The following is a 26577-nucleotide window of genomic DNA, read 5'->3' on the forward strand; positions in this document are numbered from 1 at the left end:
ACAAAACCTATTAACAATATAAAGAATAAAGTCTGCAAAGCAGATTCTGCTTCCTATGAAAGAAGATACAGGAAGCTGCCTGTGCATCACAGAGAAGGGTGCCGGTCATGGAATACAGAGGAATATTTCCGGCCGAACAGCTGCACAATAACAGAAAGAGCAAAAGGCTATAAATCAGAAGAATACTGAAATATTGGAGGTAAATATTACATGAGGATTTCTACAAGAGGAAGATATGCGCTGAGACTGATGTTGGATCTTGCTACAAATTATACAGGAAAACCGATCCGCTTGAAGGATGTGGCGAAGCGCCAGGAGATCTCCGATAAATATCTGGAGCAGATCATCTCCATCCTGAACAAAGCAGGCTTTGTCCGCAGTGTCCGTGGCCCTCAGGGCGGCTATGCACTGCAGCAGACCCCGGATAAATACACGGTCGGAATGATCCTTCGTCTCACAGAAGGAAGCCTTTCCCCTGTGGAATGTCTGGACGACAACGGAGCCTTCTGTGAACGTGAGGAGAACTGTGTCACCCAGATCCTCTGGAAAAAGCTGGACGATGCTATCAAAGGTGTGGTGGATCATATAACATTGGAAGACCTGATGAACTGGCAATCCGTGAAGGCGGACGAGTACATCATATAAAAAAAGCTGCGCAAGCAGCTTTTTTTTATATCACATTTTTTTACTAACATTTTACAAAACCGCGATTTTATATTTTACCTTCCATTCCTATAATAACACCTGTATTTAAGCAGTAAGCAAGTAAAAATGATCATAGAAATGAGGAGAAAAAAATCATGAAAAAAAGAATCGCAGGTATCTTAACAGCAGCACTTATCGGAACTACAGTAATGGGAACCGTTGTAATGGCAGCACCATCCGGAGCGATCGACGTAATTTCCCGTGAGGACGGATCCGGAACACGTGGAGCATTCGTAGAGCTGTTTGGGATTGAAGAAGAAAAAGACGGCGAGAAAGTAGATATGACAACACAGGAAGCAAGCATCACAAACAACACAGATGTAATGCTTACCACAGTAGCAGGCGATGAGAACTCTATCGGATACGTATCCCTTGGTTCCCTCAACGATACAGTAAAAGCAGTAAAGATCGACGGAGCAGAGGCAACAGCAGAGAACGTTGCAGATGATACATACAAGGTAGCACGTCCGTTCAACATCGTAACAGGCGACAAGCTCAGCGATGCAGCACAGGATTTCATCAACTACATCATGAGCTCTGACGGACAGGACATCATCGAAAAAGAAGGCTACATCAAAGTAGATGAAAAAGCAGAGGCATACAAAGCCGGAGATGCAAAAGGCAAAGTCGTAGTTATGGGATCTTCTTCCGTAGGACCTGTAATGGAGAAGCTTGCGGAGGCATATCAGAAAACAAACAAAAACATCACAGTAGAAGTTCAGGTCAGCGACTCCACAACAGGAATCAATAGCGCAACAGAGGGTGTATGTGATATCGGAATGGCATCCCGTGAGCTGAAGGACGAGGAAACAGAGAAAGGTGTTAAAGCTACAGAGATCGCAAAAGATGGTATCGCAGTCATCGTAAACAACGACAATGACCTTGAGGAGCTTTCAAGTGATCAGGTAAAATCCATCTTCACAGGTGACATCACAGACTGGGAAGACGTGACCAAATAAATTCCCGGATAAAAAACGATTGAAGTATCTTACAAAGAGCGGCGATCATGACAAGGTCAGGAAAGCCGCTCCGTTATATATCAGCACAGTGGATATCCACTGGAACAGAGAGAAAGGTGTCTTATGAATCATTTAGGAGAAAAGGCCATGAAGGTCGTTTTCCTCATTGCGGCCTGTGCATCGGTTCTCGCAGTATTTCTTATCTGTGTGTTTCTTTTTGCAAACGGCCTTCCTGCAATGGGAAAGATCGGTCCCTTAAAATTCCTCTTCGGAACAGAATGGAGACCAACAAACGATAAATTCGGAATCCTGCCAATGATCGTGGCAAGTATTTATGTAACTGCAGGAGCAATCCTTATCGGAGTTCCGATCGCACTTTTTACATCCGTATTTATGGCAAGATATTGCCCGAAAAAAATCTATAAACCACTGAAATCCGGTATTGAGCTTATGGCAGGCGTTCCATCCATCGTATATGGCTATTTTGGTCTGGTTCTCCTGGTACCGCTGATCCGCCAGTTGTTCGGAGGAACCGGAAGCAGTATGCTGGCAGCATGTATCCTTCTGGGAATCATGATCCTTCCGACGATCATCGGAGTTACGGAATCGGCAGTACGAAGCGTTCCGGAAAGCTATTATGAAGGCTCACTTGCACTTGGCGCAACAAAAGAAAGAAGCATTTTCTTTGTTATGCTTCCGGCAGCAAAGTCAGGAATCCTGGCAGGCGTTGTCCTTGGGATCGGACGTGCCATCGGTGAGACCATGGCCGTGATCATGGTAGCCGGAAATCAGCCACGTATGCCGAAGGGACTTCTTCAGGGTGTCCGTACCATGACTGCAAACATCGTAACAGAGATGGGATATGCATCAGGACTTCACAGAGAAGCACTGATCGCAACAGGAGTTGTACTCTTTGTATTTATCCTGATCATCAACTTAAGTCTTTCACTGCTGAACAGGAGGGCGGAGTATGCAAACTAACGTATCTGTAGCCGCAGATCCTGCGGCAGAAGCAAACATGAAAAAAAGAAATACACTTACCATAGGAGACCAGCTGAAGTCTTATGCAAGACATCCTGGTGCAGGAGTCCTGGCATTTCTCACACTGCTGGGAGCAGTGATCACTTTTGCACTGCTGTTCTTCCTGATCGGCTATGTGCTTGTAAAAGGTATTCCCTATCTGAATGCAAGTCTGTTCAGCCTTACCTATACCTCAGAGAACGTTTCCCTTCTCCCGTCACTGATCAATACCCTGATCATGACACTGGTATCTCTGGCGATTGCCGCTCCGGTAGGAATTTTTGCAGCGATCTTCCTTGTGGAATATGCAAAAAAAGGCAGCCGTTTTGTAAAGCTGATCCGTATTACCGCAGAGACACTTTCCGGTATTCCATCTATCGTATATGGTCTGTTCGGTATGCTGTTCTTTGTAACTGCACTGCACTGGGGCATGTCTCTTCTTTCCGGTGCGCTGACTATGGTGATCATGGTACTTCCCCTGATCATGCGTACCGCTGAGGAAGCACTGAAATCTGTTCCGGATTCTTACCGTGAGGCAAGCTTCGGACTTGGAGCAGGCAAGCTCCGTACTATTTTTACGATTGTACTTCCCTCCGCAGTTCCTGGAATCCTGGCAGGTGTGATCCTGGCCATCGGACGTGTGGTAGGTGAGACTGCAGCACTTCTTTATACCTCCGGTACTGTTGCGGCAGTTCCAAACAGCCTGATGGGTTCCGGACGTACTCTCGCACTTCACATGTATGTGCTTTCCAGTGAGGGACTTCATGTAAACCAGGCATCTGCAACAGCAGTAGTCATTCTGGCATTTGTACTTGTTATCAACGGACTGTCCGGTCTGGTAGCCAGAAAAATTGCGAAAGGATAATGATCGATCATGAGTGAAAATACAAAAATTTCAATTGACAATATGAATCTCCATTACGGAAACTTTCATGCCCTGAAGGGAATCAATATGGAGATCCCGGAAAAAGAGATCACAGCATTTATCGGACCAAGCGGCTGTGGTAAATCTACACTTCTGAAATCCTTAAACCGTATGAATGACCTTGTGGAAGGCTGTACCATCACAGGAAAGGTAGAGCTTGACGGGGAAGATATTTACGGAGATATGGACGTGAATCTTCTGCGTAAACGTGTGGGAATGGTATTTCAGAAGCCCAATCCGTTTCCGATGAGCATTTATGATAATATTGCATATGGTCCGAGAACACACGGTATCCGTTCCAAGGCGAAGCTGGACGAGATCGTGGAAAAATCTCTCCGTGATGCGGCAATCTGGGATGAGGTCAAGGACCGCCTGAAAAAAAGTGCTCTTGGAATGTCAGGCGGACAGCAGCAGCGTCTCTGCATTGCCCGTGCCCTGGCAGTACAGCCGGAGGTGCTTCTTATGGATGAGCCCACATCTGCCCTGGACCCGATCTCCACTTCCAAGATCGAGGATCTGGCAGTAGAGCTTAAAAAGGATTACACCATTGTTATGGTCACACATAACATGCAGCAGGCAACCCGTATTTCCGACAAGACAGCATTTTTCCTTCTTGGTGAGGTTGTGGAATTTGCGGATACAGACAAGCTGTTCTCCATGCCGGCGGATAAGCGTACAGAGGATTATATTACAGGAAGGTTTGGTTGATATTATGTCAGAACGTTTTGTAAGACAGCTGGAAGAGCTTCACGTGGAACTGATCACCATGGGAAGTCTCTGCGAAAAAGCAATTTCACTTTCTGCCAAAGCTATTCAGGGTGAAGGCGGGATGACTCTCATTGGCAAGATCTTTGAGACGGAAAAAGAGATCGATGCACAGGAAAAAGAGATTGAAAATCTCTGCATGAAGCTTCTTCTTCATGAGCATCCGGTAGCAGGAGATCTGCGATCCATTTCCGCAGCACTGAAGATGATCTCCGATATGGAACGCATCGGTGACCAGGCAGCAGATATTGCGGATCTTTCCAAGCATATCGAGGACAAAGCAGTTACCGGAGATATCATTAATATCCGGAAGATGGCAGAGGATACTGTCCGGATGGTTACAGAAAGCATCGATGCCTTTGTAAAGGGTGATCTTGAGCTTTCCAGAAAGGTTATTGACGATGATGATAAGGTGGACGATGCCTTCAATGATATTAAGGAAAAGCTGGCCGAGGTTCTGAATAACGGAAAACCGGATGCAAGCATCGGTCTGGATATCCTTATGGCTGCAAAATATTTCGAGCGTATCGGTGATCACGCTGTGAACATTGCAGAGTGGGTGGAATATTCCATCACAGGAAACCACAGAAGCGGTTCCAGTCATACAGATAACTATTTTGTTGAGGAATAGAAATAAGTAAGAGCAGATTGCAAAGAGTTGCATTATTGCAAAAAAAAGTGCTGTGGTATTGAAAGGATATCACAGCACTTTTTATAATGTGATAAAATTTACAAGGATTTAACTTTTTCCGGATAATTATTTTTACATTGCTTTTGTAAAATGCTATATAGATTTCGGAGAAAGGAAAGGGCTGAGCTTTGAGTAAAAAAATATTTAAGTATATCATGCTGGTTTCATCACTGATCACAGCACTGGGACTGGCATTTGTCGTGGGAATCCTTTATCACTATTTTCAGGGACAGCTGATGGGTGAGCTGAAGAAAGAAGCCGTGTATATTTCCAGAGGCGTGGAAAGTACCGGGACAGATTATCTGAAGAAGCTGAATGATGAGGATTCCAGGATTACTTATGTGGATGAAAGTGGAAAAGTTATCTACGACAATGAGGCAAATGTGGAAAGCATGGATAATCACGGACATCGCAAGGAGATCCGTGAAGCAGAGATCAACGGAGAAGGTGCGGATGAAAGAATGTCATCCACGCTTTCCGAAAAAACAATGTATTATGCAGTACGCCTTGAAAATGGCAATGTGCTGAGAGTTTCCAGTAACCAGGCTTCTGTATGGATGCTGCTCCTGCAGCTGCTTCCGCCTTTTGCTGCAGTTCTGATACTTATGCTGCTCCTGTCCGGCGTATTTGCATCCAGGCTTTCCGGGAAGGTTGTGGAACCTCTTAATGGGCTTGATCTGGAGCATCCGGATGAGAATGATGCCTATGATGAGGTACAGCCGCTTCTTAGCAAGATCGGCAGACAGAGCCGGCAGATCCGTCTGCAGCTTGAGGCAGCCAGAAGACAGCAGAAAGAATTTTCTATTATCACGGAGAACATGCAGGAGGGACTTCTTGTGATCGACCGTTATACCATGGTACTTTCTGTCAACTCCAGTGTGGGAAAGCTTCTTAAAGTAAAGGAGGTCAAAACAGGAGAAAGTGTATATCTTCTGAACCGCTCGGAGGAGTTTCGAGGTGTCGTTGGGCAGGTCCTTGAAGGAAAGCATGAGAACAAGATCCTTCGTCTGGATGGCAGTGAGATTCAGGTGATCGCCAATCCTGTCACAAGAGAAAATAAGACAGAGGGTGCGGTGATCCTTCTGGTGGATGTGACCGAAAAAGTAGAAAGGGAACAGCTGCGAAGAGAATTTTCCGCCAATGTTTCCCATGAACTGAAAACGCCGCTGACTTCCATTTCCGGATTTGCTGAGATCATGCAGGACGGATTTGTGAAGGATGAGGATGTGAAGGTTTTTGCAGGACGCATCTATAAGGAAGCGCAGAGACTGATCCGTCTGGTTGGGGATGTGATCCGGATCTCCCGTCTGGATGAGGGCGGATTGCCGTATCAGTGGGAAAAACTGGATCTTTACAGTCTGACTCATGATATTTTTTCTACCTTACATGAAGCTGCCGAAAAGCAGGAAGTGCATATGTATATGGAAGGCGGAAGTACAGTGCTGGATACAGTGCCGACGATCATGGAAGAGGTTCTCTATAATGTCTGCGATAATGCTGTCAAATATAACCGCCGGGGTGGAGAGGTCTTTGTGAGACTGAAGGATGGCGAGGATGCAGTTCGCGTGAATGTGCGGGATACAGGGATCGGTATTCCGAAGGAAGATCAGGAACGCATTTTTGAACGCTTTTATCGGGTGGACAAAAGCCATTCCAAGGAAATCGGCGGAACCGGTCTTGGCCTTTCCATTGTGAAGCACGGGGTAAAAACTCTGAACGGCAGGCTGTGGCTTAACAGTGAACCGGGACAGGGAACCGAGATCATTATAGAATTTCCGAAACATCATATGGAAAAGAAAGCAGCAGAGTGAACATAGGTCGTGCAGCGATGATGTTCATAGGCATGCAGCAGAGTGGAAGATGAAAGGCCGTTCTGTTGTATGTATCTGCTGCTTTTTATATCATAGTATATTGCTGGTTGGAGGTTGATGGTTTGACAGACCGGAAGGGTTATGCTATCTTATGTAATAATAATCAGAGTAAGCAACAGGAAAGCGGATGATAACGGTCCGCTTTCTGTATTATAATTGGTTCGGAATAATTCCGGACGACTATACTGAGGGGAATAAAAATATGATACAGGCAATTGTTTTACTGGTGTTCCTGATCTTTCTGAACTCTGTTTTTGCAGGTGCGGAAATGGCGATTCTGTCCATGAATGAAGCAAAGATGAGGGAGCTGGCGGAAGAGGGAGATCACCGGGCGCAGATTTTGATAAAGCTTACAGAACAGCCGGCACATTTTATGACAGCGATCCGTGTAACGGTAACTACGGCAGGATTTCTGCAGAGCGCTTTTGCGGCAGAATATTTTGCACAGCCGATGACAGAGGCACTGATAAAGACAGGGATAGATGTACCACAGAATGTTCTGAAGATCGTATGCATGATCATTGTGACCATACTGCTTTCCTATGTAAGTCTTCTGTTCGGAGAACTGGTGCCAAGACGTCTGGGAATGAAAAATCCGGATGAGCTGTCTCTGCGTCTGGCAGGACTTCTTAAGATCGCGATGATCGCAGTCTGGCCGGCTACTGCACTTCTGACAGTAACTGCCAATGGTGTGCTGTATCTGATGGGGATCAAACCGGAAGAAAAAGAGGAGCAGGCCACAGAGGAAGAGATCCGTATGCTGCTTACAGAGGGAAATGAACAGGGCAGCATCCAGCAGGAAGAAAGCGAGATGATCCAGAATGTTTTTGACCTGGATGATACTGCGGCAGATGAGATCTGTACACACAGAAGAGATGTGGTTGTCCTCTATATGGAAGACTCCGATGAGGAATGGGAACGGATCATCAGAGAGAACCGTCACACCTTTTATCCGGTATGCGGGGAAGATCAGGATGATATTATCCATATTCTGGACACCAGAGATTATTTCCGCCTGGATGACAGATCCAGAGAAGCTGTTCTGCATCATGCCTGTTATTCACCGTTTTTTGTACCGGAATCCATGCGTGCCAACCTGATCTTCCGGGAAATGAGGGAAAAACGGGATTATTTTGCAGTAGTGCTGGATGAATATGGCTGCTTTGTAGGAATTGTCACTCTGCATGATCTTGTGGAGACGCTGGTGGGAGATATTGACGACAGGACAGATCTGCCGAAGCCGGATGATATTGAGAAGACAGGAGAACATATCTGGAAAATACAGGGAGGAGCGATCCTGGATGATGTGGCAGAGGTCATAAATGTGGAGCTTCCTGTAGAAAAATATGATACTTTCAGCGGCTTTGTCTGCGGAGTTCTGGAACGTGTACCGGAGGACGGAGAACAGTTCCGATGCAGCTGGAAAAACCTGGATATTGTGGTAAATCAGGTCAGAAACCATACCGTTGTGGAGGGAATCGTTCATGTTCAGCCAGAGAAAAAAGTGCAGGAACAGAAAGAAGAGATCTGACAAAACCTTGTTCAGCCAGGTCATGGGACAGTTATCGGGAGAAAGATCTCCGGGGATTTATGGACATTTTCGAACATGTTGTTGCTTGAAAGTATGTTATTTTTATGACATAATAAGGAAATAACCCGAGGAAAGCTTGTGATGGGGGAGAAAAAATGCCAGGTTTTACAAGACAGATCATACTGCATACACTGACGGAACTTATGAACGAAAAACCATTGTCCAAGATCACGGTAAAGGACATCGTGGAACGCTGTGGAGTAAACAGGAATACATTTTACTACCATTTCAGGGATATTCCGGATGCAGTGGAAGCAATGGTAAAGGAAGAGCTGAATGACATTCTGAAGGATCAGAAAGTACCGGAATCAGTCAGCGACTGTATGGAAATCCTTGTCAACGCAGTTCAGAAGAACAAAAAAGCCATGATACATCTGTACCGCTCGATCCAGAGGGATGTATTTGCCGATTATCTGGATCATGCCGCAGAGCGTGTGGTGGAGGAGCTGATCAACAGGGCGGTCGGAGATTTCGAAATGGATCAGGAAGATAGGCATCTTATAAGCCGGTATTATAAATGTGTATTTGTGGGAGTGATCCTGGACTGGTTACGGCATGATATGGATTATGATATCCTGTCAGATATGCATAAGCTGGAGTATATTTACGAGAAGAGCCTTGAGAGTCAGTACAAAAATCTGAAATAAAAGCTATGATCTCAACTAAATGAAGATTAAAAATATCCATTTAGTGTAAAACAGGAATGTCCTCGAATATTATTAAGGTATAGAAACGGTTAATTTTGAGCTGGTGTCTGAAATTTAGGCACTGGCTCTTTTTTGTCTGTTTTTTTAAACGACACAGGGATGTATAATTCAGTACAATAAATGAGAAAAAATTATCAAGGAGGGAACGTATGGATGACCTGAAACAGCTGAAGCTTGTAAAAAACATCTACATCGTCATGTCATTACTGTTCTGTGTGCTGGGTATTTTTCTGATGGCAAGGCCCAAAAGCTCTGTAAAAATGCTGTGCGTGCTTATGGGAATCATGCTGATCCTGTACGGGGCTATTAAGATCAGCGGATATTTCACGAGAGATGCTTTCTGTCTGGCATTTCAGTTTGATCTGGCTTTCGGGATCTTGCTGATGGCAGTGGGAGTGATCCTGATAGCCAGAAAAAATTTCGCAGTGGATCTTATTTTTTCCGTGTTCGGAATCCTGATCCTGGCAGATGCCCTGTTTAAGATCCAGATGTCTGTAGATGCGAAGAGATTCGGTCTGGCGTTGTGGTGGCAGATCCTGCTGATCGCACTGGTCACCGGAGTGATCGGAGTTCTGGTTTTTATCAGACCATTTGAAGCAGCAGCTATGATGATGGTGTTGGTAGGATTTTCCATTTTACTGGAAGGGATCCTCAATCTATGGGTCGGGATCCTGACGATCAAGATCATCAAGAGTCGGCTTTAAACATAAACATAAAAATAACCAATCACTTTAGATAATAACATAGGAGGAAATAAAGTATGGGAATCGTAGACAAAGCAAAACAGGCAGCGATCGCAGCTACCGTAACAAAAGCACTGGATTATCTTGAGAAGGATCCGGAGACAAACATACCGAAGATCATGGAAATGGTTGATAAAGTAACACCGGATGGCTGGTATGCAGGACAGAGAAATGCGATCCGTCACTCCATCGAGGCAAAGGACAACTGGTATCAGCTGATCCTTCGTATGTATCAGCTGGATGCAGGCGTACGCCAGACATTTTTCCGCAACTTTATTGTAAATGCCAGTCTTAAGGGAAGCGCAACGCAGGAAAAGGTATCAGAAGAGAATGACTGCAATGTACCGTGGGCAATTCTTCTTGATCCTACCAGCGCATGTAACCTTCATTGCACAGGATGCTGGGCAGCAGAGTATGGACACAAGCTGAACCTGGATCTTGAGACCATCGATTCTATCGTAAAACAGGGTAAAGAACTGGGAACCTATATGTACATCTACACAGGCGGTGAGCCACTGGTCCGCAAAAAGGATCTCATTAAGATCTGTGAGATGAATCCGGACTGCGAGTTCCTTTCCTTCACAAACGGAACTCTTATTGACGAAGAATTCTGTCAGGAAATGCTCCGTGTGAAAAACTTCGTTCCGGCTATCAGCCTTGAGGGAACAGAGGCAACTACAGACGGACGTCGTGGAGATGGCGTATACCAGAAGGTTATGCATGCCATGGAGCTTCTGAAGAGCCACGGACTTCCGTTCGGTGTTTCCACATGTTACACATCCGCAAACGTAGATGCAGTAAGCAGCGAGGAGTACTTCGATCATCTGATCGAGTGCGGAGCTTATTTTGCATGGTTCTTCCACTATATGCCGGTTGGAAATGATGCGGCAGCAGATCTTCTTCCCACACCGGAGCAGAGAATCAAAATGTACGACAGCGTCCGCAGATTCCGTGCCACAAAATCTCTCTTCACTATGGACTTCCAGAACGATGCAGAGTATGTAGGCGGATGTATCGCAGGTGGCCGCCGTTACCTCCATATCAATGCAAACGGAGATGTGGATCCTTGTGTATTCATTCATTTCTCCAATGCGAACATTAAAGAATGTACACTCCTTGAGGCGCTGAAGAGCCCGATCTTTATGGAATATCACAAGGGTCAGCCGTTCAACAAAAACATGCTTCGTCCATGTCCGATGCTTGAAAATCCTGAGCTTCTCCGCAAGATGGTTGAGCGTGCAGGAGCGAAATCTACAGATCTTCAGTCTCCGGAAACAGCGGAGCATCTCTGTGCAAAATGTGATCACTATGCAGAGGTATGGAAGAAACAGGCCGATGAGCTCTGGAGTGAGAGCCAGGCAAAAAAAGCTGCAAAAAAATCAACAACTTGTTAATTAACACTTGATATAGATGGTGGGATACTGTATAATGAACCCGTTTTTCAGGAGTCTGAAATAACAGTTCAGATAAGAGTGTCGAAACAGAAGAGACACGATACGTGTACTGACAGATAACAGGGCGGTTATATTCAGCAGTGGGTATAACTGCCTTCTTTTTTATGTTATCGTCAGGACATAGGGAAAGAAAGGATGGATTCATTATGGAAAAACAGGAGAAAAACACAGCCAGCCCTTATGAGCTGGACGGACGCCCACCTCTTAAGGTGGCAATTCCCCTTGGACTGCAGCACGTGCTTGCCATGTTTGTGGGTAACCTTACCCCGCTTCTGATTATTACGGCAGCCTGCGGGATCGAAGCAGGAGGGGATCTTCAGGTTGCATTACTTCAGAATGCAATGCTGATCGCAGGAATTGTTACACTTGTACAGGTCTTTACGATCGGACCGGTCGGTGGCAAGCTTCCTATCGTTATGGGAACAAGTTCAGGCTTCATCGGCGTATGTCAGAGTGTTGCCGGAGTCATGGGAAATGGTGTCGTTGCCTATGGTTCGATCATGGCAGCCTGCTTTATCGGCGGTCTTTTTGAGACTGTTCTGGGAAGCTTTCTGAAGCCCTTGAGAAAATTTTTCCCATCTGTTGTAACAGGTACGGTTGTACTTTCAATCGGTCTTTCACTGATCGGTGTGGGAATCAGCTCTTTCGGTGGCGGAAGCTCCGCAAAGGATTACGGTTCTCTTGAAAACCTTTTCGTAGGCTTTGTAGTTCTGATCGTGATCATTGTACTGAAGCATGGAACAAAAGGCTTCACAAGCTTTTCTTCAATCCTCATCGGTATTATCGTGGGATACGTTCTGGTAAGTATCATGGCTATGGTACTTCCTACAACATTTACATATGTAGATGACACAGGTGCTACTGTGGAGGCTACAAAGGCCTGGGTTCTCAACTGGGACAAGGTTGCTCAGGCAAAATGGTTTGCGGTACCGGCACTGATGCCTGTAAAATGGGTGTTTGACGCACGTGCGATCGTGCCGATCCTGATCATGTTTATTGTAACTGCAGTTGAAACAGTTGGTGATATTTCCGGAATCACAGAGGGTGGTCTTGGAAGAGAGGCTACAGACAAAGAGCTTTCCGGTGGTGTTATGTGTGACGGACTTGGATCTTCCTTCGCAGCACTGTTCGGTGTGCTTCCGAACACATCCTTCAGCCAGAACGTTGGTCTGGTTGCAATGAATAAGGTTGTAAACCGTTTCTGTATCGCTACAGGAGGAATCTTCCTGATCGCATGCGGACTGTTCCCGAAGCTTGCAGCACTGATCTCCATCATGCCGCAGAGTGTTCTTGGCGGCGCTGCTGTTATGATGTTCTCATCCATTGTTGTCAGCGGTATCCAGTTAATTACCAAGTGGCCGATCGGACCGAGAAATGTTACGATCGTTTCTGTAGCACTTGGTCTTGGTTATGGACTTGGCTCCAATACAGCGATCCTGGTGCATCTGCCACAGGCGATCAGCCTGATCTTCGGCGGTTCCGGTATTGTTCCGGCAGCGGTATTTGCGATTATTCTTAATATTGTTCTTCCGAAGGATGAGAAGAGTGAGATTGAGAGAGCTGAGGAGATGCTGGAGAAGGTTAAGAATAAATAAAAAAGTGTAAGAATAAAAAGAGTTTTTTCTTTTTTGAGACTGTTGGACTTTATTGGTCTGACGGTCTCTTTTTTTATATGTTTTTATTTTTTTTATTTTTAGGATAAAGGTTTGGCCTTTTGGAAGGCGGTAATTTGCGAGAAGGGGAAGCACTCGGAGTTGCGAAGGCCGTCTCCCCTTCTCGCGCTCTTCCCCTCCTGGCCACGCCGCTGTTCTGCGTTGTGGTGGGCGTGAATGTTCTGACAGGGTGCGGGATTCGGGGGGTGTCGAGAAGGGGAGGCTGTGCCGATCTGTTGGGTGGTGGATAATAATAAAAAGGATCTGTAAAAGGCGAGATTTTACAAATAGTTCTGCCTTTTTCAGATCCTTTTTTTGTTAGTAATTGTAGGCTCCCTCATAAGCATTGCATCGTTCTTTCCGATGTCCCTGCTCTACACAGGAGCTGCACCGGTCACAAAATTCCTGCTCATAGCAGGTAGAACAGACACATCCCTTACAGGCATCCCGGTCATAAGCCGGCGTGCAGGTAAAAGGAAGAGTATCCTTCGTAGTTTCCGTACTCATAAAGATCACGCTCCTTTTTTCTATATTATAGACCTATCAAAAAAGCGTTTCAATACAAATAATCAGAAAATACAAAAAGATACCTGATAAAAAGTTACTGTTCACTCCGTTTTCAGTAATACGCTTTGTGATGCACAGAATTTATACTGATCGTATAAATTCGCGCGGTATGTCTCGGGCTTTCTGTGACCTTCGCTAACTCCGAGTGCTTCCCCTTCTCGCAACCCTGCCCACGCCAAAGTGTCCCCTAGAAAGGAAAAACCCCAACTCACAGCAGTTCACAACAGCAGAAAAAAAGTGCCAGCTAATAAGGATGCCACAACATCCCTATCCTACCGGGAGGAGCTCCACCGTCCGGATGCTCCGCAAGGAAGCACCAGACCACTTTCTGTTACAGGAAGTCCGATCTCCTGTGACTCTACATTACCCTTCCAGGGCTTCAGCTCCGTAGCAAGCATATAAGTCAGAACAGCCGGTGCAAGACCTGTAGTATAGGAATTTACCAGGAAAAACAGCGGATCGTCACTGAGGATCTTCGTACAAAGCTTGATCAGCGGATGGATCGCATCCTCGATCTTCCAGATCTCGCCCTTAGGTCCGCGGCCGTAAGAAGGCGGGTCCATAATGATCGCATCGTAATGATTTCCTCTGCGGATCTCACGCTCTACGAACTTCACGCAGTCATCCACAAGCCAGCGGATCGGCGCACCGGAAAGTCCGGAAGCAGCAGCATTCTCTTTTGCCCAGTTTACCATACCCTTGGAAGCGTCCACGTGAGTAACGGAAGCGCCGGCTGCAGCTGCAGCCAGAGTAGCACCGCCGGTATAGGCAAAAAGATTCAGCACCTTGATCGGGCGTCCTGCATTGCGGATCTTTTCACCGAACCAGTCCCAGTTCACAGCCTGCTCCGGGAAAAGTCCTGTATGCTTGAAGCTGAAAGGCTTCAGATTAAAAGTAAGGTCCTTGTAATGAAGCTCCCACTGATGAGGCAGATCAAAGAACTCCCACTCACCGCCGCCACGGCTGCTTCTGTGATAATGTCCGTTCATATGCTTCCAGCCACGGTTTTTGCGGGGAGTATCCCAGATTACCTGCGGGTCCGGACGAACCAGAAGATAATCCCCCCAGCGCTCCAGCTTTTCTCCTTTTGATGTATCAATAACTTCATATTCTTTCCATCCATCTGCAATCCACATGATGATCAATACCTCTTTCATAATAGTAAATTTATAAGATATATATAGCATTTTTATATAGCATTTCCGGAGATTACTGTACCAGATCCGGATGATCGGGACATGAATCCATAAAAACGCCATAATAATGTTTTTTCCAGTATAGAGGAAAAATGGATGCTGTGCAAGAGAAGTGCAGGATTTTCCACGAAAGATTTGACAACAGCGCTTTTACATACTAAAATGTACGCAGAGATTTTCTGCCGGGGCAGAGGCTTCCCGCTTCCGTGAAACTGTGGCTGTTTTTTGCGGAAGAGATTTTGCAGAGAATTCCTGACAGACAGAAATCGTTAACAGAAGAAACACAGCAACCGCAGATATGAAACTGTGCACAAAAAGAGGAGAAGCAAACTTATGAAAAAATATTGTGAGATGAGCAGGGAAGAGCTACTCGATTTAAAGAAAGAACTTGACCGTGAGTTCGACGAGATCAAAGCCGAAGGTCTGGCACTGGATATGTCCCGTGGTAAACCTGCACCGGATCAGCTTGATCTTTCCATGAAAATGATGGAAGTACTTGCAGGGGATGCAGATCTGAAATGTGAGACCGGTGTGGACTGCCGTAACTATGGAGTCATCGACGGAATCCCGGAAGCCAAGAGACTTCTCGGTGAGATGTCAGAGGTAGAGCCAGAGAATATCATCATCTATGGGAACTCCAGCCTGAACGTAATGTTCGATACCATTGCACGTTCCTATTCCCACGGAGTAATGGGAAATACACCATGGTGCAAGCTTGACAAGGTGAAATTCCTCTGTCCTGTACCAGGATACGACCGTCATTTCCGTATCACAGAATTTTTCGGCATTGAGATGATCAACATTCCGATGTCTCCGGAAGGCCCGGATATGGACATGGTTGAGAAATATGTCAATGAAGATCCGGCAGTAAAAGGAATCTGGTGTGTTCCGAAATATTCCAATCCGCAGGGCTACACCTATTCCGAAGAAACAGTTAAGCGTTTTGCGCATCTGAAGCCGGCTGCACCGGACTTCCGTATTTACTGGGATAACGCTTACAGCATCCATCATCTTTATGATGACAATCAGGATTTCCTTCTTGAGATCCTTGATGAGTGTGCGAAAGCAGGAAATCCGGACATTGTTTATAAATTTACTTCTACCTCCAAGGTAAGCTTCCCTGGTTCCGGTATCGCAGCAGTTGCTGCATCCAAGGCGAACCTGGATGACTTCCGCAAATACATGACTGTACAGACCATCGGACACGACAAACTGAACCAGCTTCGTCACGTTCGTTTCTTCAAAGATATCAACGGATTGCATGAGCATATGAAGAAACACGCAGACATCCTTCGTCCGAAATTCGAGCTTGTTCTCGCAACACTGGATAAAGAGCTTAACGGACTTGGAATCGGTGAGTGGACCAAACCTCACGGCGGATATTTCATTTCCTTTGATTCTATGGAAGGCTGTGCGAAAGCCATCGTTGCCAAAGCAAAAGAAGCAGGCGTTGTTATGACTGGAGCAGGCGCAACCTATCCATATGGAAAGGACCCGAAAGACAGCAATATCCGTATTGCACCAAGCTACCCAAGCGTTGAGGAGCTTGGCAAGGCAGCAGAGGTATTTGTTCTCTGTGTGAAGCTTGTAAGTGTGGAAAAACTTCTGGAGAAATAAATCGATCACATCAGACTGCCCGGTATTTCAGCACGCGTAATACCGGGCAGTCATAACTATTGGAGAGAGCTCATGGATGAGGAAAAAGAAAAAATGAAAACAGGCAAAAAGTTGGTCATTGCACTGATCATGATCCTGCTGATCCTTACAGCAGGGGCTTATGGATATGGTGTACACTATTTTACAGATCATTTTTTGCCGGGATCTCAGGTGAATGGTTTTAACTGCTCCTATAAAACTGCAGATGAAACAGAAAAGCTTCTTGCAAAGGAAGTGCAGGCATATGTTCTTACCGTTGATACAAGAAACAACGGAAAAGAGAGCATTACCGCAAAAGAAGCCGGCCTGGTCTACAAGCCGGATGGCGGAGCCAAAAAGCTGATCAAGAAACAGGCCCGGTACAAATGGTTCCTTGCTTTTAATCAGAAGAAAAAATATACACTGGCAACGGATACTGCTTATGAAGATCAGAACAAGCTGACAGAGGCTGTGAAGAATCTGAAATGCATGCAGAAGGACAATATGGAAAAGCCTGCAGACGCATGCATTAAGGATAATGGCGAAACCTACGAGATCCAGCCGGAAAAAGAAGGAACGACCCTGGATACAAAAAAGGTTCAGAAGGTGATCCGTGCAGCTGTTTCCGCAGGAGACAAAACAGTTAGTCTGGAAAAGAAAAACTGCTACAAAAAACCATCGATATATAAAGACGATGAAGCTCTGAAAAAAGATTGTGACCAGATGAACAAGCTTACCAGCTGCGTGATCACCTATGATTTTTCGGACCGGTCGGAACAGCTTGACCGAAATACCATCAAAGACTGGCTGGTCAGGGACGCAAACGGAGATTATATAGTAAATAAAGATCAGGTTGCAGCTTATGTGAACAGCCTGGGATATAAATATGATACCTTTGGCTGCACGAGGACATTTACCACCTACGATGGTCGCCAGAAGACTATCAAGGGCGGTGATTACGGATGGGCTATCGATCAGACCACAGAGACTGAATGGCTTTATAATGCCATTCTTGCAGGAACTACAGAAGTGAGACAGCCGGCGTATGCTTACAGTGGACTTTGCAGAGATACCAATGATATCGGAAATACATATGTAGAGATTGACCTGACCAACCAGAGAATGGTATTCTATAAAGACGGACAGCTTCTGGTAGATACACCGGTAGTTACCGGCTGTGTCCGAAAGGGCCATTCCACACCAACCGGATGCTTTGCACTGGATGCCATGCGTTCACCGGCAGTTTTGAAGGGACCTGGATATGCATCACCGGTTACATACTGGATGCCGTTTTCCGGAGGAGTCGGAATCCATGACGCAAGCTGGCGTTCACAGTATGGCGGGCAGATCTATATCACAAATGGTTCTCATGGCTGTGTAAACACCCCGAAGGATAAGGCGGCAATCATTTATAATAATATTAGTGTAGGAGTACCAATCGTAGTTTATGAATAAGAGATTAAAAGAAATATTAAAACAATACGAAAAAAGAAAACACAAGATCATCAAGGGAGATGAAAGTATGAATATCGTTGTATTGGCAGGCGGAACCAGTACAGAAAGAGAGATCTCCATCGTAACAGGAACCGGTGTCTGCAAGGCACTTCGTAAAAAAGGCCATAATGCCATTCTTGTAGATATTTTCTGCGGACTGGAGCCGGTGGACTGGGATGAGCCCTTTGGAGATAAAGATTATGAGGTAGATTCTGCGGCAGAGTATATGAGAAGCTTCGATGATGATATCGAAGAGATCAAACGAACAAGAAGAAGCTTTTTCGGACCGAATGTACTGGAATTGTGTCAGGCAGCAGACATTGTATTTATGGGACTTCACGGTTCCAACGGAGAGGATGGAAAGGTTCAGGCAACCTTCGATCTTCTGGGGATCCGTTACACAGGAACCGGATATTTAAGCAGTGCCCTTGCTATGGATAAGGGTCTCACCAAGAAGATCTTTCTCATGGATCAGGTACCGACACCGAAGGGCGTCTCCATGCTGAAAGAAAACTGTACAAGAAACATCCATAATCTTGGTATGGAATTTCCTGTTGTTGTAAAAACATGCTGCGGTGGTTCCAGCGTAGGTGTTTATATTGTAAACAACCAGAAAGAATATGAGGATGCCATTGATGGTGCTTATTCTTATGAAGATGAGGTAGTTGTTGAAGAGTATATCAGGGGCCGTGAGTTTTCCGTTGCAGTTGTAGACGGAAAGGCTTATCCAATCATCGAGATCGCACCGAAGCAGGGCTTTTATGATTATAAGAACAAATATCAGGCAGGCTCCACAGTAGAAACCTGTCCGGCTGAGATCTCACCGGAACTGACTGAGAAGATGCAGCATTATGCGGAAGCTGGCGCAAAGGCTCTCTGCATTGAGGGCTATGCACGTTTTGACTTCATGATGAAAGAAAACGGTGATATGTACTGCCTGGAGGCAAACACACTTCCGGGAATGACACCCACCAGTCTGATCCCTCAGGAAGCAAAGGTCCTGGGAATCGACTATCCGGACCTCTGTGAAGAACTGATCCGCATTTCTTTTAAGAAATACAGCAAATAAAATATCTGACCGTAACTCCTCCTGTTGACAGGAGGAGTTTCTGGCAAAAGAAAGGATTTTATTCATGAAAAATCTTACATTGGAAAATATCACAAAAGTCTGCAATGGTATTTACCACGGCCCGCAGGAAAAACTTCAGGAGGAAGTGACTGCGATCACAACGGACAGCCGTAAGGTGGAAAAAGGAGGTCTTTTTGTACCGGTAGTAGGAGAGCGTGTGGATGCTCACCGTTTTATCCCGCAGGTAATGGAAGCAGGTGCACTCGCGACCTTATCCGAGAGAACTCTTGAAGGGGCGGATCATCCGTATATCCAGGTAGGCTCCTCCCTTCAGGCAGTAAAAGACATTGCGGAGTTTTATCTGGAGCAGCTTGATATTCCGGTTGTGGGAATCACAGGAAGCGTTGGAAAGACCAGCACAAAAGAGGTGATCGCCTCTGTGCTAAAGGAAAAATACCGTACACTGAAAACCCAGGGAAATTTCAACAATGAGCTGGGACTTCCACTGACAGTATTCCGCCTTCGTGATGAAGATGAGATCGCAGTTCTGGAAATGGGAATCAGTGATTTCGGTGAGATGACCCGTCTTGCAAAGATCGCAAAACCGGACACCTGCGTGATCACAAACATCGGAACCTGCCATCTGGAAAACCTTGGGGACAGAGACGGCGTCCTGAAGGCAAAAACAGAGATTTTTCAGTATGTGAAGAGAAATATCGTACTTAACGGTGATGATGATAAGCTCTCCACAGTAAAGGAATACAACGGCATGCAGCCAGTATTTTTCGGAAACGGAGAAAATGCTTCTGTTACCTGTGAAAATGTGGAAAGCCGTGGCCTGAAGGGAATGAGCTGTGACATCTGTCTGAAAGGAAAAATGGCAGAGAACGGAGAGCTCCAGACATTTCATGTAGATATTCCAATGCCGGGACGTCATATGGTATCCAATGCATTGGCAGCAGCAGCTGTGGGCAGACTTTACGGACTGAATGCAGAGCAGATCAAAAATGGCATCGAAAGCCTGGAACCGGTCAGCGGAAGATTCAATATGATCGAGACCGATAAATTCATGATCGTAGATGACTGCTACAACGCAAATCCCATGTCCATGAAGGCTTCCCTGGATGTTCTTCAGGACGGACTTGGAAGAAAGGTTGCCATCCTTGGCGATATGGGTGAGCTTGGAACGGATGAAGCTGCACTTCATGAAGGTGTAGGCGTTCATGCAGGTCAGTGCAGGATCGATGCATGCATCTGCGTAGGACCACTTGCAGCCCATATCGCGGAAAAGGCATCTCAGACCAATCCAGACCTGACAGTCATCCGGGAAAAAGATCTGGAAAGCCTTCTTAAGAACCTGAACACATATGTGAAACCTGGAGATACCATCCTCGTAAAAGCTTCTCACTTCATGAAATTTGAAAATGTAGTCAAAGCACTGCAGGAAATGTAAAAAGACCGAAAACAGGGGCAGCATTTGACGAACGAAAATTCTTTCCAGTTAAGTTATATAGAAGTATAATATTCCTAAGGCGATGAGCAGTGCGGCTATAGAACAAAAGCACGCTCAGGCACTGTGCGGCAGTGAAAAAGGGAGGGCTTATGCTGGAGATGATCATGAAGCTGAACATCCCGCTTTACGTCATGACATCCATGGGATGTATCGGCGGTCTGGGGATGCTGGCAACAAACCTTACCTACCGAAGAATGATCCGAAATACGCAGCGATTACAGAATCTCAAAGAAAAATGGCTGAACCTGTGGAAGTCAAGGGACAGGCTCTGGCATCGGATGAACCGATTTGTGTGGTATCCGTCACTGTTTTGTACATTTCTTCTGGGACTGTCTGTTTTTCTCAACAGCAGACTGGGATACAGGGAAGGATTGTCTATGCTTTATCTTTATATAGGGGCGGCAGTGCCGGTAGTACTGCTTCTTCTTCGTCAGGCATTGGACTTTTCTTATAAGGAAGAGCTTGTGATGGCTTCTCTTGCAGATTATGTGGAACAGGTCCGTACCTGGGTGGAGGAAGTACCGGTCGCAGAAAAGCCGGATCCTGTTCTGCAGGAAGAGATCGTAGATAAGATCACCAGAAGTATCCGTCAGACGGCTGCTACCGGAAGTCACTTCAGCAAGATGCTTTCTCCGGAGGAGGAAGAGATCATGCGGGAGATCATACGGGAGTTTATGAATGCAGAGTAAAAACATATCCCGGTATATTTGAGAAAATACAGAAATGTACACAAAGGTATCCCGGAATAAGGGAACCGGATGCAGTGATTTTTGGAAATGCTGAAGATTAACTGAATCAGGTAAGTCCCCTGCTTCAATTGCGAAAAGCAATAAGCAGCGGGGGGACTTTAGGATATCCGATTGACGAAATATATACTTATAAAAAACTCTCCGGCAGATACGATTCTCTGTATCCGCCGGAGAGTTTTTTATGTATGCAGTTGTGTAAGATAAGAAATTTATCAGCTATACCTTATCAACCCATGGAGATCGGGCCGCCACGGAGCTTGCCGGCTGTGGTGATCCTCTTGATCGCAACCATGTAAGCTGCCATACGGAGCGTTACATTTTTCTCCTGGCTGAGAGCATAAACTTCATTAAAGGCAGTAAGCATGATCTTCTGAAATATACCTCCCAGATTGGGAATTTTTAAAAAAAGAGAACGCAGGATAAGCATTCGTGGCTTTCCTGCGTCCTTTTATATGTTATTCAGTCTTCCTCGATCACCTGGATCTCCAGGTAGTCGAACTCAATATGTTCAATGAAATTATCCTGATAAAAACGGGCCTTATCATGCTTTTTGAAATCCCGCACTGTGGCATCCAGCCAGATAGGATTTCCCAGATCCATCTGATAACAGATTTCCTCAAGTCCGTGAAAGATCTTGTGGGTTCTGGTATCATCGCTGTCATCACAGACAACGGTGTCCTGAAGCATGCGATTGTCTTTCCATATTTTTCCCCATAAACGAAACATAAACAGTACCTCCGTATTGAAACTGCCACAGCCGGCAGAATATGAATATCCGTCCGATATGGTCTTCAGTATAGCGGATTTTGCAGGGAAAGTAAAGCACAGGGCAATAACGCTTGTACGCAAAACAATGCACCAGGTGTGTTCACTTTTATTGACTAATGTGTAAAAATCCTCTATAATAAACGAAATTATGAAAAAAAGAATCATTACAGATTGGAGGAACCGAAATGAAACTTTACGATACCGGCGTTTATCTTCAGAACGGACAGGAAATCATTCCCGAGAACCAGGCTGATCTGCCTGTAGCGAAAGAAGAGGCTGCTAAGAATACCATCGCATATTCTATTTTCAAGGCTCATAATAAATCCGATAACATGGAGAAACTTCAGATCAAATTCGATAAACTGACTTCCCATGATATCACATTTGTGGGAATCATCCAGACTGCAAGAGCTTCAGGACTTGAGAAGTTCCCGGTACCATATGTACTGACCAACTGCCATAACTCCCTCTGTGCAGTAGGCGGAACCATCAATGAAGATGACCACATGTTTGGTCTCACCTGTGCCAAAAAGTACGGCGGAGTTTATGTACCGCCTCATCAGGCAGTTATCCATCAGTTTGCAAGAGAAATGCTTGCAGGCGGCGGAAAGATGATCCTCGGCTCCGATAGTCATACAAGATACGGAGCACTTGGAACCATGGCTATGGGAGAGGGCGGACCGGAGCTTGTAAAACAGCTTCTCTGCCAGACATACGATATTAATATGCCAGGAGTAGTTGCTATTTATCTGAAAGGTGCTCCACGTCCGGGTGTAGGACCGCAGGATGTTGCGCTTGCCATCATCGGCGAGGTTTTTGCCAACGGCTATGTGAAGAATAAGGTTATGGAGTTCGTTGGACCAGGCGTTGCCAGCTTAAGCGCAGATTTCCGTATCGGTGTTGATGTTATGACAACAGAAACCACATGTCTTTCCTCCATCTGGCAGACAGATGCGAAGATCGAGGAATTCTATGCGATCCACGGAAGACCGGAGGATTACAAAGAACTGAAACCGGGCAACGTTGCATACTATGACGGCTGTGTAGAGATCGACCTCAGTGAGATCAAACCAATGATCGCAATGCCGTTCCACCCAAGTAACACCTACACCATCGATGAGCTGAAGGCAAACCTTGACGATATCCTTGCAGATGTGGAGAAGAGAGCACAGGTAAGCCTTGACGGAAAGATTCCGTTCACATTGAGAGACAAGGTAGTTGATGGCAAGCTTTATGTTGAGCAGGGAATCATTGCCGGTTGTGCAGGCGGTGGATTCGAGAATATCTGCGCTGCAGCAGATATCCTCAAGGGCAAAAATATCGGCCATGATGCCTTCACCTTAAGTGTATACCCGGCAAGTACTCCAATCTACATGGAACTGGCTAAGAATGGTGTTCTTGCAGAACTGATCGGAACAGGCGCAGTTGTGAAAACTGCATTCTGCGGACCGTGCTTCGGCGCCGGAGATACACCTGCAAACAATGCATTCAGTATCCGTCATACAACCAGAAACTTCCCGAACCGTGAAGGCTCCAAGATCCAGAACGGTCAGATCTCTTCGGTTGCACTTATGGATGCACGTTCCATTGCAGCTACAGCAGCAAACAAGGGATTCCTTACCTCAGCAGAGGAGTTTGACGGAAGCTATTCCGAGCATAAATACTACTTTGATAAGTCTATCTACGAGAACCGTGTATTTGACAGCAAGGGCGTGGCAGATCCAAGCGTAGAGATCCAGTTTGGACCGAATATCAAAGACTGGCCGGAGATGGCTGCACTTGCAGACAACCTGATCCTGAAGGTTGTTTCCGAGATCCACGATCCGGTTACTACCACTGACGAGCTGATCCCGTCTGGTGAGACATCCTCCTACCGTTCCAATCCGCTTGGACTTGCAGAATTCACACTGTCCAGAAAGGATCCGGCTTATGTTGGCCGTGCAAAAGAGATCCAGGCAGCACAGAAGGCAATCCAGGCAGGTAACTGCCCGGCAGAGGCTGTTCCGGAACTGAAACCGGTTATTAAAACCATCAACAAGACTTATCCGGATGTAGATAAGACCAACCTTGGCGTAGGAAGTACCATCTTTGCAGTGAAACCGGGCGATGGCTCTGCCAGAGAGCAGGCTGCATCCTGCCAGAAGGTACTTGGCGGCTGGGCAAACATTGCCAATGAGTATGCAACCAAGAGGTATCGTTCCAATCTGATCAACTGGGGTATGCTTCCATTCCTGATCCCGTCCGGAGATCTTCCGTTCAAGAACGGTGATTATCTGTTCTTCCCGGGAATCCGCAAGGCGGTTGAGGAAAAAGCAGACGTGATCAAGGGATATACTGTTGAAGGTGATTCTTTGAAGGAGTTCGATGTAACTCTGGGTGAGCTGACAGATGATGAGAGAGAGATCATCCTTAAGGGTTGTCTGATCAATTATAATCGTAAATAGATGCAGGGATTGAACACATATAGAGCGTGAAGGTGATGGAAGTGTGTTCATGAATATGCTGCAGAGCGGAATATAGTAATTTAAGAATTTCCGTGTTGTTTTGCAGACTGGTGACCGTTTTAATCGAGGTTGCCGGTCTGCTTTTTTACTTTTAAGGTTATGGATACTTATTTATGGGATGTGGATGATGCGGACGCGTGAGGTGTCCTGTGGGGAGCAGAGGCTGTCGTTTCGCCTGGTCATACTAAGCGTCTGAGGCAACCTGTGAAAAGGCCGGCCAATAACTCGCCATGTACGCTGATGCGTACCTGGCTCAGACAGATGGGCCTTATTCTGCGGCCTGTATCCGCAGAATACCTTTCCACAGGTCACCTCAGCCGCCAAGTATGACCAAAGGCTCACTCCGAAGCCCCTGCTCCCCACAGGACACCTCACGCTGACATTCCCAGAGACAAATCCCAGCCCCGGTAAAAATATCAAGAAAAGCTCAACAAATGATGACCGTCTCAACACTCTTCGTTATTCAATTTTTCTTCTTCGTTCTTTCGAATAAAGTTTATCTCAATCCCCTGCAAACATTGCAAAGTACAAACATTGCAATGTTTGCAGGGCCAATACAGTCACACAGAAACTTTTCTAACTAACTTTCCATGTTCGAAAGTCAGGGCGGGAAGGACGGGAGGGGCGGGTGACTCTGCAGGAGTCGTAGTACTTCTTAGGCCGCGGGGAGGCTGCGTTGCTGGAAAAATCCCAGCTGTTTGAGCGTTAGCGAGTTCTGGGATTTTTTCAGCGGTTTTAGCAGAATCCCCGCAGCCTTAGAAGCACTAGACCTCCGAAGCCTCACCCGCCCCTCCCGTCCTTCCCGACCGTCCGTTTGCAACATACCATCCCGTTCTTCACAACTTCACAATAGCATAAATTAACAGAAAATAATAAAAAATACAAACAAATTATAAAATATAAACACATAACAAAACAAATAAATAAAAATAATAGCATAAAAACACAAAAATGTATTGACAAATACCCGCAACGATGTTATTATAAGACCATCAAAAACAACAAGAGAAAAACAAAAAAGAAAATCATTCAATTCATAGCATAGATGCACATGAAGGATGAAGAAAGGAAAAGGTGATTCCAGTGGGAACATAAACAAACACCATCATCAATATGAGAGTGACAGGAACCGGATTTCCTGCAAGAAAGACCTGATACAGATCACATATGATACACCTTAAGAAAACAGAAGTTTCTTTTATGAAATATAAATAAGATCCTCTTAAATCTTACTTATATTTTAAGAAATCAGAAACAAAAGGAAATCAGTATTTCAGGTAATATAGAATCGGTAACTCATATTGAACAACTGTCACACACCTGATACAAAGATTTCAGGAAATATGTAAAGAAATATTTCCCGAAAGAGTAAAACCCTCAACTCACCGGTTCGTTGGAAAGAAGAGATTCCAAGAACAAACGTGAAGATGAGAACGATACTTTGAAATGCATATCAGAACCATTAGGATATGGATTGAAGCTTTGCATCAGAAGAATATCTGAGAGGATATTAAAAACAGAAGAATCGGGCAGGAACTTTTTTCCAGGATACTTTAAAGAACTGCAGAGGAGAAAATCCCAATAGGTCGATTTGAATCAGCAGATCGCAAAGTACAGAGATGACAAATGGTTTTGAATTTAAGAAGTTAAGTCCAGAATTGTTTAGTGAACAGGAAAAAGTATAACCACCGAAATTCTTCAGATAAACAGGAAATCAAACATCGTAAAAAATGATTTCTGGTCTATAAAACTTTCTAAATAATCGAAGAGATATACTTACATATATCAGTCGTTTATGAGCAGGAAATAAAAAAGAAGAGAGAATCTGAAAAAGAAAAATTTCAAAATTGAATAAAGAGAATCGAAATTATTTTATAAAGTATATAAAATCAAAGATTTCGATTGATATGTATAATAAGTATAACAAGAAAACTTTATTCGAAAGAACGAAGAGGAAGAAAAATTGAATAACGAAGAGTGTTGAGACGGTCATCATTTT

The 26577-nt window shown here is 45.3% G+C and carries 22 protein-coding genes; 18 read left to right on the forward strand and 4 right to left on the reverse strand.

Translation table 11 applies throughout. From position 1 onward, the window contains the following. The first annotated feature begins 210 nt into the window (after positions 1-210). From ABCM67_RS07530 to ABCM67_RS07585, 12 genes are all read left to right on the forward strand, one after another. A complete protein-coding gene (locus ABCM67_RS07530; protein WP_021977005.1) occupies positions 211-645 on the forward strand; it encodes an RrF2 family transcriptional regulator in 435 nt (144 codons plus the stop codon). Positions 646-800: 155 nt separating this feature from the next. Beyond that, positions 801-1664 (forward strand): substrate-binding domain-containing protein, encoded by an 864-nt coding sequence (locus ABCM67_RS07535; protein WP_021652475.1) that lies wholly within the window; start codon positions 801-803, stop codon positions 1662-1664. 123 nt (positions 1665-1787) lie between these two features. Further along, positions 1788-2645 (forward strand): phosphate ABC transporter permease subunit PstC, encoded by an 858-nt coding sequence (gene pstC, locus ABCM67_RS07540; RefSeq protein WP_021652474.1) that lies wholly within the window; start codon positions 1788-1790, stop codon positions 2643-2645. Next, on the forward strand, positions 2635-3549 hold the full coding sequence (pstA, locus tag ABCM67_RS07545; RefSeq protein WP_147602687.1) for a phosphate ABC transporter permease PstA: 915 nt from the start codon (positions 2635-2637) through the stop codon (positions 3547-3549). The genes pstC and pstA overlap by 11 nt, the downstream gene beginning before the upstream one ends. A 9-nt stretch (positions 3550-3558) precedes the next feature. Beyond that, positions 3559-4317 carry a phosphate ABC transporter ATP-binding protein PstB gene (gene pstB, locus ABCM67_RS07550; RefSeq protein WP_147602686.1) on the forward strand — a complete coding sequence of 253 codons (759 nt, stop codon included), beginning with the start codon at positions 3559-3561 and terminating at the stop codon, positions 4315-4317. A 4-nt stretch (positions 4318-4321) separates the two neighbouring features. Further along, positions 4322-5005: a phosphate signaling complex protein PhoU gene (gene phoU, locus ABCM67_RS07555; RefSeq protein ID WP_147602685.1), complete on the forward strand. Its 684-nt coding sequence runs from the start codon at positions 4322-4324 to the stop codon at positions 5003-5005. 188 nt (positions 5006-5193) lie between these two features. After that, the gene (locus ABCM67_RS07560; RefSeq protein ID WP_330622135.1) at positions 5194-6876 is read left to right on the forward strand and encodes an ATP-binding protein; all 1683 of its coding nucleotides are present in this window, start codon (positions 5194-5196) and stop codon (positions 6874-6876) included. 262 nt (positions 6877-7138) lie between these two features. After that, positions 7139-8467: a hemolysin family protein gene (locus ABCM67_RS07565; RefSeq protein ID WP_244095961.1), complete on the forward strand. Its 1329-nt coding sequence runs from the start codon at positions 7139-7141 to the stop codon at positions 8465-8467. A 155-nt stretch (positions 8468-8622) separates the two neighbouring features. Next, positions 8623-9174, forward strand: coding sequence for a TetR/AcrR family transcriptional regulator C-terminal domain-containing protein (locus ABCM67_RS07570; protein WP_092069733.1), 552 nt, complete (start codon positions 8623-8625; stop codon positions 9172-9174). Between the two features lie 209 nt (positions 9175-9383). Continuing rightward, positions 9384-9938 (forward strand): DUF308 domain-containing protein, encoded by a 555-nt coding sequence (locus tag ABCM67_RS07575; protein WP_015526279.1) that lies wholly within the window; start codon positions 9384-9386, stop codon positions 9936-9938. A gap of 56 nt (positions 9939-9994) precedes the next feature. Further along, positions 9995-11371 carry a radical SAM protein gene (locus tag ABCM67_RS07580; RefSeq protein ID WP_021652466.1) on the forward strand — a complete coding sequence of 459 codons (1377 nt, stop codon included), beginning with the start codon at positions 9995-9997 and terminating at the stop codon, positions 11369-11371. 206 nt (positions 11372-11577) lie between these two features. Continuing rightward, complete coding sequence (locus tag ABCM67_RS07585; protein ID WP_044962082.1) at positions 11578-13026, forward strand: solute carrier family 23 protein; 1449 nt, start codon at positions 11578-11580, stop codon at positions 13024-13026. Between the two features lie 375 nt (positions 13027-13401). Here the strand turns inward: ABCM67_RS07585 and ABCM67_RS07590 are convergent, their stop codons facing one another. Together ABCM67_RS07590 and ABCM67_RS07595 are read right to left on the reverse strand one after the other, a co-directional pair. Then, complete coding sequence (locus tag ABCM67_RS07590) at positions 13402-13590, reverse strand: hypothetical protein (RefSeq protein WP_015526276.1); 189 nt, start codon at positions 13588-13590, stop codon at positions 13402-13404. A gap of 332 nt (positions 13591-13922) precedes the next feature. Beyond that, the gene (locus ABCM67_RS07595; RefSeq protein WP_092069884.1) at positions 13923-14786 is read right to left on the reverse strand and encodes a class I SAM-dependent methyltransferase; all 864 of its coding nucleotides are present in this window, start codon (positions 14784-14786) and stop codon (positions 13923-13925) included. Positions 14787-15179: 393 nt separating this feature from the next. Here ABCM67_RS07595 and ABCM67_RS07600 point away from each other — a divergent pair, with 393 nt between their 5' ends. From ABCM67_RS07600 to ABCM67_RS07620, 5 genes are all read left to right on the forward strand, one after another. Continuing rightward, a complete protein-coding gene (locus ABCM67_RS07600) occupies positions 15180-16463 on the forward strand; it encodes a hypothetical protein (RefSeq protein ID WP_021651427.1) in 1284 nt (427 codons plus the stop codon). A 72-nt stretch (positions 16464-16535) separates the two neighbouring features. Beyond that, complete coding sequence (locus ABCM67_RS07605) at positions 16536-17936, forward strand: L,D-transpeptidase family protein (protein WP_147602683.1); 1401 nt, start codon at positions 16536-16538, stop codon at positions 17934-17936. A gap of 67 nt (positions 17937-18003) precedes the next feature. Next, on the forward strand, positions 18004-19044 hold the full coding sequence (locus tag ABCM67_RS07610) for a D-alanine--D-alanine ligase (protein ID WP_147602796.1): 1041 nt from the start codon (positions 18004-18006) through the stop codon (positions 19042-19044). Between the two features lie 64 nt (positions 19045-19108). Then, the gene (gene murF / locus ABCM67_RS07615; RefSeq protein ID WP_147602682.1) at positions 19109-20497 is read left to right on the forward strand and encodes a UDP-N-acetylmuramoyl-tripeptide--D-alanyl-D-alanine ligase; all 1389 of its coding nucleotides are present in this window, start codon (positions 19109-19111) and stop codon (positions 20495-20497) included. Positions 20498-20646: 149 nt separating this feature from the next. Next, positions 20647-21246 carry a hypothetical protein gene (locus ABCM67_RS07620; protein WP_022427348.1) on the forward strand — a complete coding sequence of 200 codons (600 nt, stop codon included), beginning with the start codon at positions 20647-20649 and terminating at the stop codon, positions 21244-21246. 286 nt (positions 21247-21532) lie between these two features. Here the strand turns inward: ABCM67_RS07620 and ABCM67_RS07625 are convergent, their stop codons facing one another. Together ABCM67_RS07625 and ABCM67_RS07630 are read right to left on the reverse strand one after the other, a co-directional pair. Then, positions 21533-21733 carry a hypothetical protein gene (locus ABCM67_RS07625; protein WP_021651433.1) on the reverse strand — a complete coding sequence of 67 codons (201 nt, stop codon included), beginning with the start codon at positions 21731-21733 and terminating at the stop codon, positions 21533-21535. A gap of 32 nt (positions 21734-21765) precedes the next feature. Next, complete coding sequence (locus tag ABCM67_RS07630) at positions 21766-22032, reverse strand: hypothetical protein (protein WP_015526267.1); 267 nt, start codon at positions 22030-22032, stop codon at positions 21766-21768. Between the two features lie 227 nt (positions 22033-22259). On the opposite strand from ABCM67_RS07630, the gene ABCM67_RS07635 reads away from it, so the two are divergent. After that, positions 22260-24518, forward strand: a complete 2259-nt coding sequence (locus ABCM67_RS07635) for a hydratase (RefSeq protein WP_342992710.1) — start codon at positions 22260-22262, stop codon at positions 24516-24518. Positions 24519-26577: the final 2059 nt, after the last annotated feature.

It is taken from the genome of Blautia sp. 2227st1_G12_2227SCRN_220401 (genome assembly GCF_039062885.1).
Classification (GTDB): Bacteria; Bacillota; Clostridia; order Lachnospirales; family Lachnospiraceae; genus Blautia_A; species Blautia_A fusiformis.